This window comes from Methylomagnum sp., from assembly GCF_054333355.1.
This window is the reverse complement of sequence record NZ_JBTEKS010000158.1, coordinates 1-9,275: the sequence shown is the minus strand read 5'-3', so window position 1 is coordinate 9,275 and position 9,275 is coordinate 1. Positions and strand designations below refer to the sequence as shown.

Below are 9,275 nucleotides of genomic sequence, written 5' to 3'. Positions count from 1 at the left end.
CGACATGCGCCGGGTGCAGTCGGTGGACGTGACCGCCGCCCATGTTCTTGAGCAAATCAAGGACCAGCTGGCCGAGCGGGAAGGCTTCCTGATTTTCAGCCAATTGCCTTCGCGGGTGCCTTCCGGGCTTGATATGCAGCGTTATTTCAATCAGGTCGGGCTGGTTCGCAATCAGCGGGCGGCGCGGATTTTCAGCGAGCTGGACGAGGCGGTGCAGTGGATCGAAGACCGCATCCTGGAAGAGGCGTCCGTGGTGCGGGAGGAGGAGAATTCACGCCCTCTTGGCCTTGGCGCGCCGCTGGCCCGCTGGGGCGGTTAGCGAAGCGGCGGGTTGTTCGTTTTTCGATACTCTTGGGGAACAGCTTCCATGGGACATGTGGTATTGCTGAACATCGACGGCAATCGTCGTTCCAGTGCGGCGCGGAGCCGGGTGCTGGAACGTGCCGGTTTCCGGGTGGGCGAGGCGTCGGACAGGGCGGCGGCGCTTGAGTTCGTCCGGCAATTCGGGCCGGAGCCAGTGTTGATTCTGCTGCGCGGAGAACGGCCCAGTTTCGATCTGGGCGAATTCTGTCAGGTGACCCGGGAACGGACCATTGCCCCGGTTTTCGTGATCCGCCTGCTGGGCCGGGCCGACAAAGCCGACGCGGCCTATGCCGATGCGTGCCTCCGCGATAATTACTCGCAGCCGGAATGGCTCTCGGCCATTGAGGCGTTTGCTAGTTTGCTCGAACGCCAAACGGCGGACCGGCGCTGCATCGAAGGCTTGCAGGCCGAGTTGGCGGCGCAGCAGCAAGCCATGGAGCGGCTGCGCCATGAGCAGAACGAGCGGCTACATTTCGCCGTCGAAGCCGCCGAGGTGGGGACTTGGTGGATCGACTTTGAGGCCGGACTGGAATCGCGGGACGCCAACGTCAACCGGATACTCGGCCTGCCCCCCGAGTCTAGTGCGGCACCGGTCGTGCCCAGCACCGCCCGCATCCCCTTGGATGATCGGGCGCGTATTGAGGCCGCGTTCCGGCGGCTGACGACCGAGGGCGGCGTCTACGACGAGGAGTTCCGCGTCCTGCTGCCCGATGGCGCGATCCGCTGGGTGCGCGACCGGGGGCGCATCCTGACGGACGCGGGCGGCAGGCCGATTTATGCCACCGGCGCCCTGGCTGACATTACCGAACGGAAGCGGGCCGAATTGGAGTTGCGGCACCAGAAGGAAATCCTGCAAACCATCTTCGACAACATCCCGGTGATGATCGACTTCATTGATTCCGACGGGCGGCTCCTGTTCGTCAATCATTGTTGGACCCAAACCCTGGGTTGGTCGCTGGAAGATATTCAGGCGCGGGATTTGTTTGCCGAACTCTACCCGGACCCGGTGGTGCGAAAGGCGGTCATCGACTTCATACGCAACCCGCGTCCCGGTTTTTTCGATTTCGATGTCATGACCAGAGACGGGCGATTGCTCCACACTTCGTGGGCCAATGTTCTGTTGTCCGACGGCACGAGCATCGGGATTGGCATCGACATTACCGAGCGCAAGCGGGTGGAGGAGGATCTGCGCTTCAATCGCACCTTGCTCGATGCCCTGCAAACGGCGGCGCCAGTGGGAATGGCGTTCGTTGACCGCGATTTTCAGTACATCCACATCAATCATGCCTATGCCGAAATGACCGGCGTGCCGGCTTCCCAACATGTGGGCCGCTCGGTGCGAGACATCGTACCGAACCTCTGGCCCATGCTTGAGTCGTGTTATCGGCGGGCGGTGGCGCTGGGGGAAGTGGTCGCCAACATCGAGGTGGCGGGCGAGACCCTGGCCCAGCCGGGCATCAGGCGGCATTGGCTGGCGAATTACTATCCGTTGAAGGTGGGTGGAGAGATCGTCGCCGCTGGCGCGGTGATACAGGACATCACGGAACGCAAGTGCGCCGAGCAGGCTTTGCAGGAAAGTGAGCGGCGGCTGGAATTGGCCTTGATGGGCGCGGAGCTGGGTTCCTGGGAGTGGGACATCGGCACCGGGGCGATGACCGTGGACGACCGCTGGGCGAAGCTGTTTGGGCGAACCCCGAACGATATTAGCTGGCGCTATGAAGTTTGGGTGAGTGGGCTGTGCCCGGACGACCGGGAGCGGACGCTTGAATCGTTGGAGGCCCATCTGCAAGGCCGGTTGCCATTCTACGAGGCCGAATACCGCTACCTAATCCCCGCGACGGGGCAATGGGCGTGGGTGTCCGCCCGTGGCCGGGTGCTGGAACATGACGCTTTGGGCAAACCCTTGCGGGCCGCCGGGGTGTACCGCGACATCAGCGAGCGCAAGGCACTGGAAGAGCGCCTGCGGGAGCAGCAGGAGAAATTGCTCCACGCGCAGCGGCTCACCACGGCGGGCGAGCTCGCCGCCATGGTGGCCCATGAAATCAACCAGCCGCTGGGTGCCATCGCCAATTACTTGGGCGGCGCGAGTTTGAGGTTCGGCGATGTGCTGGCCCACAATCCGGCCCTGGCCGAGGTCATCAACGAGACCCTGCGGCTTTCCACGCGGGCCTCCGAAGTGGTCAAGGGGATACGCGGCTTGGTGCGGCGGCAGGATCAGCAGTGGGAAAGGCTGTCCTTCCCGGCCTTGATCGACGATTGCCTACTGTTGGTCCAGGCGGAGTTGCGGCGTCGCCACGTCAAGCTGAGGATGGATTTGTCGCCAAGCCTGCCCATGGTTTGGGGGCGGAGGGTTCATTTGCAGCAATTGGTGTTGAATCTGATTGTGAACGCCATGGAGGCCATGGAATCCTGCGATTCCGACAGCCGCGAGTTGCGGTTACAGGCCAAGCCCATGGGGCACGATGGCATCGAGCTTGGATTCAGTGATACCGGCGTGGGTTTTCCCAACGATATGGCGGCCAACCTGACCGAGCCTTTCGTCAGCACGAAGCCGGGCGGCATCGGGCTGGGCTTGTCCATCTGTCGCACCATCGTTGAAGCTCACGGCGGGTGTATTTCCGCCGATTCAAAGCCGGGGCGGGGCGCGACCTTCCGGGTTTGGCTGCCAGTCGTTCTGGATATGGAAAAAGTGGCGGGTGGTTAGCGGGGCAGGCTGGCGGAGCGTAAAACCCCGCGCTTCGTAGTGCCGAAGGGCTGGATTCCGCTCATCAACCCAGCCACCTGATTCACTCGGCCATAAGCTCCAGCTTCACGGGTACTTTGCCTTCGGGGCTGTCCTCGGTGGCTTCGATTTTGCCGACAGCTATCCGCGCTTTATCCAAATGCTGCTTGTCGGCCAATTCCGTTATCACGGCGAGTCCGCGCCGCTGGGCGAGGGCTTCCAGTTGGTCGGGCGGCAAGGGTGCCGTCTCCACCAGCTTATTAAATAGCTTCTCGTAGAACTCCGGGGTGTCGCTGGCCCGCCCCACCAGCCCAGCCACGGCACCGATCCGCGCCGGGGGCCTGCCGGGGGCCTGCCGGTTTCCTTCTGATAGTCAGCCTGCGCGGCTTCCGCGATACCGCCGCCCCGCTTGGAAGCAAGCTTTTCCAGTGCCCGTTGCGTGGCGGCATCGCCGAACGACACCGCGTCGGATTCCTCGCCGGGCGACAAGGCCACGTTCATCTGGCGGGCCAGATCGCGCCGGACCTCCAGCGATTGAAGCGCGGCCCCGTCCAGCGTTGGATTGAACCCGCCATGCACGGTCAGCCGGAGCTTTGGTCGCTGGGCGAGCGCCTCGGCCACTTTGTGAAGCTTCTCCCGCTCGGGCGGCGGAATGGCGTCCTTGGCTGGTTCAAACAGCACGGCGTCGAGTTTTTCATCGCTTCCCCCGAACGCGGCGGCGATGGCGTTGAAGGGGGCGGTGACGACTTTCTTGACCAAGTTCACCACGGCATCCCAGACCACCGTGCCATAGTCGAATTGCGGATTGTCAATGTCGCCTTCGATGGGCACCGCCGCCTGGATTTTGCCCTCGCTGTCGGTGAGCAGGGCGATGGCGAGATCCAAGGGCAGGTCCAAGGCGTCCGGGCTTTCGACTTTCTCGCCCAAGGTGAATTGGTCGAGGACGATTTTGTTCTGGCTTTTCAGGCGGCTATTGTCGATCTTGTAGGTGAGGTCCAGGTTGAGCTTGCCGGACTCGATCCTGTGCCCGGCAAAGGTGGCGCTGTAGGGGGAAAGCGAACTCATCGCGACATTGCGGAACACCACGTTGATGTCGCTGAACGCCTTGATTTGCAGCGGATTTAAGGAGCCATCGACTTTCACCTCGCCGTATTCATCCACCCGTCCCGTGAATTTCAGGGTGGTCCGGCTCTTGGGTGTCATCGAAATGCCCGTCGCCGCGCCATCGAAGTCGTGAATGTGGGTGGCGAAGGGCAGCACTAGGCTCATGTCACTGAAATCAATCTGGCCGTCGTCGATGCGGACCCGCTCCACCGAAACCGGAAACGGTTGAGTGGCGGCGGGTTTGGATTTGTCGGGACGGGCGGGCGGCTTGGCCGGGCGCGGCTCCGGCTTTTGCGGTTTGAAGACGGCGGCGAGGTTGGTGCTGTGGTCCTTGGCAATCGCGATGATCGTGTCGGGTTCGACGATTCGCACTTCTTTAATGGATAAGCCATCCGGCGCCAAGCCGAATCTCAGGCCGTTGACCGCCAAACTTTTCCAGGCCAGGAACCGCTTGCCATCCTTGGATTGCTTGAGCGACAGCTTATTCAGGCTGGCACCGCCAGTGGCTTGTACTGATGGACTGGATTCGCCTTGGCGGAAATTCACGTTCAGGTCGGTGGAGGCGTTGGCGCTATCGAGCTTGAGGGCCGCGAATTGGCTGATGACGGGCTGTAACGGTGTCAGGTTGAGGCGGTCGATCTTGATTTTGGCTTGGGCCGAGTCGCCTGTCGGCGAGGCTGTGCCGGAAGCTTGCAACGCGCCGCCCTGCCTGGCTTTGAGTTGGGCGTCAAAGGTTACGGGGGTTTTTCCGTCATTGCTGACGTGGTTGACGGTCGCCCGAATGTCATCAACGTGGTAGGCCAATTCGGGTGCAAGGCTCCGGTCGGTGAGTGCCACGCCGAAGCCTTGCAGGGAGAATTGATCCAGCGCGAAACGCCAGGGCTTGTTTTCCGATGGCTCCGGCGCGTTGGGATGGGTGTCGCTGGTTGGCGCGGACTTGGCTGCTCCCTTCGGGGCGAATATATCGAGGGGGCGAAGCGTGCCATCCGCTTCTCGAACAATGGCCGTGCCGCCGCCTTTGAGATCGGCGCTTTTGATGGCGGCTTCCCGCTTTTCTAAATCGAGACGACCGCCCGCCACCGCGAACGAATCCCAGCCGAAAAGCGGCGCGGACTTGCCGGGTTGGGTCAGCGTGGCCTGGTTGAGGTGAAGGGCCAACTGATCGACACGGGCCTTCGGGACGTCCGCGCCAGCTTCGGCTTCGGCACCAAAACTGAGTCCAAAGTCGCCGACCGATACGGCAAACGGCGATTTGTGGCTGGCGTCGGCGTAGTTGAGGCTGAGTTCGGCGATTTCGAATTTTTCAAGCGCCACTTTCCAGGGTTGGCCGGGGGCGGGCGGTTCGGGCGCTGGCGGGGTGGGTTGGGGCGTTTTGCCGACCGATTCGGGTTTGAGCAGCGTTAGCCAATCGACTTGGCCGGATTCATCGACCGACGCATTGACCGTGCCTTTGCGGATGGTGAGGACGGGGACGCGAATGGTCTGCCCGGACAGATCGAAGCTGGCTTGGTCGAAACCGATTTCTTCCAAAGCGAGCAGCGGCTCTTTAGCCTGGGCGGAAATTAGCCGCAGCCCAGAAAGCTTGAATACGCCATGGCTGACCGACAACGCGGTTTTATCTTTGGCATAGCTGAGTTGGTATTGGGCGGATAGGTCGAGAACGCCGCCCGGTTCGGCTAGGTTCAGCCGGTCCTTGATAAAGTTCCACAGGGTCGCCAAGCGAAGTGCCTCGATCTTTAATTCGCCGCTCGACGCCACGGGACTCAGGGAGACATCGCCTCGCCATGCCAATTTGCCGCCGTCGGGCAATGCGGCTTCGATTTGGTAGGCGCCTTGGCGGTCGGGAAGGGTCGAAATGCCCTTGAGTTCCAGGTCGAGATGCTCGACGGTTTCGTTTATGGGCGGTGATTTGCCGAGATCGGTGAACTTGACCGCGCCGTCAGTCAGGGTGAAGCGGCCCAATACAAAACGGGGCGGCGGCTCGTCGGCGGGGGGCGGAGTCGGCTCCTCGGATTGGGGCAGGCTGGCGGCGATTTTCGCCAGATTGAGCTTGCCGGCTGGGTCCAGCACTAGGCTGGCGGATGGCCCGTCGAGTTGCAGGTCCGCCAAGGCTAAGGTGCGGCTGGCAAGGAACTGGGACGGCTCGAAATCTAGGAATAAGCGCTTGAGCGCCAGCAGGGGTTGTCCGTCCGCTTCGTCGAAGGCCAAATCCCTAATTTCAACAGTGAACGAATACGGGTTGAACTGGACCTCGCTGACGGAAGCCCGCCGCTTGAGCCAGTCGGCGGCCAAGCGTGGCGTGTAATGCTGAACAAGAAAAGGGACGAGCGAAAATCCAATGAGGGTGTAGATCAACAGCACTGCCGTCAATGTCAGCAGCCAGCGGTTGGTTGCCCATTTGATAAGCCGACGCATGGAGTTTTACCTTAAGCCATGAATATCCCAGCATTGCCGCCCGGTGTTCGGTAAGGCGTTATCGAGCGGGCCGTTGAAATGGAGCGCCACTTCCGGTGCCTCATTGGGTGCTGACTTCCGGCAATGCTGGCGGTGCCAGCTCCGCCCAATCGCCCGGCATTTTGTGGCATCCGCCGCCGGAAATCGAGTCGTGAATTTTCAGAGCGGTTAGGTGATTTCCGCAAAAGAGCTTGCCCATTAAACCCCCAGCCCCTTGTAATCAGAGGGCTTTTTCTCTCTCCCCTGATAAGGGGAGGGTCGGGGAGGGGGTTTTTGCGGGTGTCCGATTTGGGTATGTTCATTCCAGGTATCACCTAATTGTTTTCCGGCGGGGCGACAATCTGCGGCCCCGCGCCGGAGGTGCGTTGAATGATCGACGGGATAATAACCAGGCGGGATAGGCTTGCCTTTATTTGGGGTGCGTTATGCGGCTGCTATTGGCGGAAGACGATTCGATGATTGGTAAAAGCGTCCAAATTGGACTCAAGCGGGAAGGGTATGCCGTGGATTGGGTGAGGGACGGCGTGGCCGCTGAATTGGCGCTGGAAGAGGATGTGTACGAGTTGCTTCTGTTGGATATTGGCCTGCCGCGCAAGAACGGACTGGAGCTACTGACCCGATTGCGTTCCCAACGAAATACCCTCCCGGTCTTGATTCTCACCGCTCGCGATGCGGTGGCCGACCGGGTAAAGGGATTGGACGCGGGCGCGGATGATTATTTGGTCAAGCCTTTTGATCTTGACGAGCTTATCGCCCGGGTGCGCGCCCTTCTGCGCCGCCGGGCGGGGCGAGCTGAGTCGCGCATCGAATACGGTGATCTGCGGGTCGATTTGGTCAGCCACGAAGTCCTTCTTAAAGGTGTCCCGGTATCCCTTTCGACCCGAGAGTTCGCCTTGTTGAGTGCGCTATTGGAACGTCCCGGCGTGCCGCTCTCCCGAAAGCAGTTGGAGGATCGCATCTACGGCTGGGGCGAGGAGGTGGAAAGCAACACGGTGGAGGTCTACATCCACGGCTTGCGCCGCAAGCTGGGACCGGAGTGGTTGCTGAATCTGCGGGGAGTGGGATATTTCTTGCCGAAGGAAGGGCCATGAGTTCGATTCGGCGGCACTTGATTATTGTCCTGACGGGCGCCGTGACGATGGCCCTGCTTTTGGTCGGGTTCGCGATTTATCGGGCGGAACGGGAAGGGACCGACGAGTTATTCGATTACCATCTGCGGCAGATTGCGCTGTCGCTGCGTGAGCCGGCGTTCCAGGGAATGTGGATGCCACCCGTGGAGGCGGACCCGGAAGGGCTGGATTTGGTCATGCAGGTCTGGGACGCGGGCGGCGGGCGGCTGTATTACTCCCATCCGCATCGCGAGTTGCCCGGCTTCGTGGAAGGGGGCTATGCCAATGTCGATACCCGTGAAGGGACGTGGCGGGTGTTTGCCATTCGGTCCCGGAGTCAAGTGATCCAAGTGGCGCAACCCTTAAGTGTCCGCGAGCGCATGGCCTTGGCGGCGGCGGCGCGGGTGCTTCTCCCCCTCTTATTGTTATTGCCTTGCCTGGGGCTGGCGATCTGGCTATTGGTCACACGCGGGCTGGCACCGCTCGACCGCTTGGCGCGGGCCGTGGCTTCCCGCACACCCAAGGCGCTGGAACCATTGCCCGAGCGGCAAGTCCCGGAGGAGGTGTTGCCCTTGGTCCATTCGCTTAACGGCTTGTTGGATCGTCTGGAAAAAGCGCTGGCTGCCCAACGGGCTTTTATTGCCGATGCGGCCCATGAATTACGGACCCCTATCGCCGCGTTGCAACTCCAAGCGCAATTAATCGAACGCGCTCAATCCGATGCCGAGAGGAAGATGGCGCTGGATGACTTGAAGTCGGGGATCCATCGCGCTGGGCGGCTGGTTCAGCAGCTTTTGACATTGGCGCGACAGGAACCGGATTACGCGCCTAAGCCGTTTGTACGCATCGGGCTTGCCGATATAGCCAAGCAGGTTGTGACGGAATATGGCGGGTTGGCGAATGCGAAGGCCATCGACCTTGGCGTTCCTGCTTCAAATGATGCGGCGGTTGTGTTCGGCGACCCGGATGATTTGCGGGTACTAACTTCGAATCTAATGGAGAACGCCTTGCGCTATACGCCCGAGCAGGGCAGGGTGGATGTGGCCGTGCGGCTGGCGGATGGCTGCCCGATGCTGGAGGTAAGCGATACGGGGCCGGGAATTTTCGAGCATGAGTTGACGAGGGTGTTCGACCGATTTTATCGCGGCGAACAGACCCGCGAATCCGGTACGGGACTCGGGCTTGCCATTGTAAAGGCTATCGCGGATCGACACGATGCGACGATTGAATTGCGTTCGGGGCGGGGGTTGCGAGTTAGGGTGAAATTCCCAGATCAGCGTGGTTTATGAAGGCGGGTCACCTTTGCGCGAAGCCTCGGTTGTGATGGATAGTCGAACGGGTTTTTGCTCGTGCTAGTTACGCAAGACCCACCATTCCAGACCGCGACAAAATGTCGCGATTTCATCTTGACACGGGGAGGGGGGGTGGTAGACTGCGCAGCACCTCGGGGGGCCGGTGAGCCGGACGCCCGGGGACACGCGGCGCGCAGTACCGCGCCGCCCTGAAGCGAAACCTAAACTTAG

The 9,275-nt window shown here is 61.3% G+C and carries 6 protein-coding genes; 4 read left to right on the top strand and 2 right to left on the bottom strand.

Annotated elements, in window-relative coordinates:
- Window positions 1-319, top strand: a 319-nt coding sequence (locus tag ACXWUF_RS12885) for an STAS domain-containing protein (protein WP_458495076.1), incomplete at its 5' end; no start/stop codon positions are given.
- A gap of 48 nt (window positions 320-367) precedes the next feature.
- Complete coding sequence (locus ACXWUF_RS12880; protein ID WP_458495075.1) at window positions 368-3,067, top strand: PAS domain S-box protein; 2,700 nt, start codon at window positions 368-370, stop codon at window positions 3,065-3,067.
- A gap of 82 nt (window positions 3,068-3,149) precedes the next feature.
- Here ACXWUF_RS12880 and ACXWUF_RS12875 read toward each other — a convergent pair whose 3' ends face one another.
- On the bottom strand, window positions 3,150-3,323 hold the full coding sequence (locus ACXWUF_RS12875) for a hypothetical protein (RefSeq protein WP_458495074.1): 174 nt from the start codon (window positions 3,321-3,323) through the stop codon (window positions 3,150-3,152).
- The gene (locus tag ACXWUF_RS12870; protein ID WP_458495073.1) at window positions 3,272-6,604 is read right to left on the bottom strand and encodes a DUF748 domain-containing protein; all 3,333 of its coding nucleotides are present in this window, start codon (window positions 6,602-6,604) and stop codon (window positions 3,272-3,274) included. The genes ACXWUF_RS12875 and ACXWUF_RS12870 overlap by 52 nt, the downstream gene beginning before the upstream one ends.
- Before the next feature lie 464 nt (window positions 6,605-7,068).
- Between ACXWUF_RS12870 and ACXWUF_RS12865 the strand changes: the two genes are divergently transcribed.
- On the top strand, window positions 7,069-7,734 hold the full coding sequence (locus tag ACXWUF_RS12865) for a response regulator (RefSeq protein WP_458495072.1): 666 nt from the start codon (window positions 7,069-7,071) through the stop codon (window positions 7,732-7,734).
- Entirely contained in the window at window positions 7,731-9,041 is a 1,311-nt protein-coding gene (locus tag ACXWUF_RS12860; protein WP_458495071.1) for a sensor histidine kinase, read from the top strand. Before ACXWUF_RS12865 ends, ACXWUF_RS12860 begins: the two co-directional genes overlap by 4 nt.
- Window positions 9,042-9,275 lie beyond the last annotated feature (234 nt).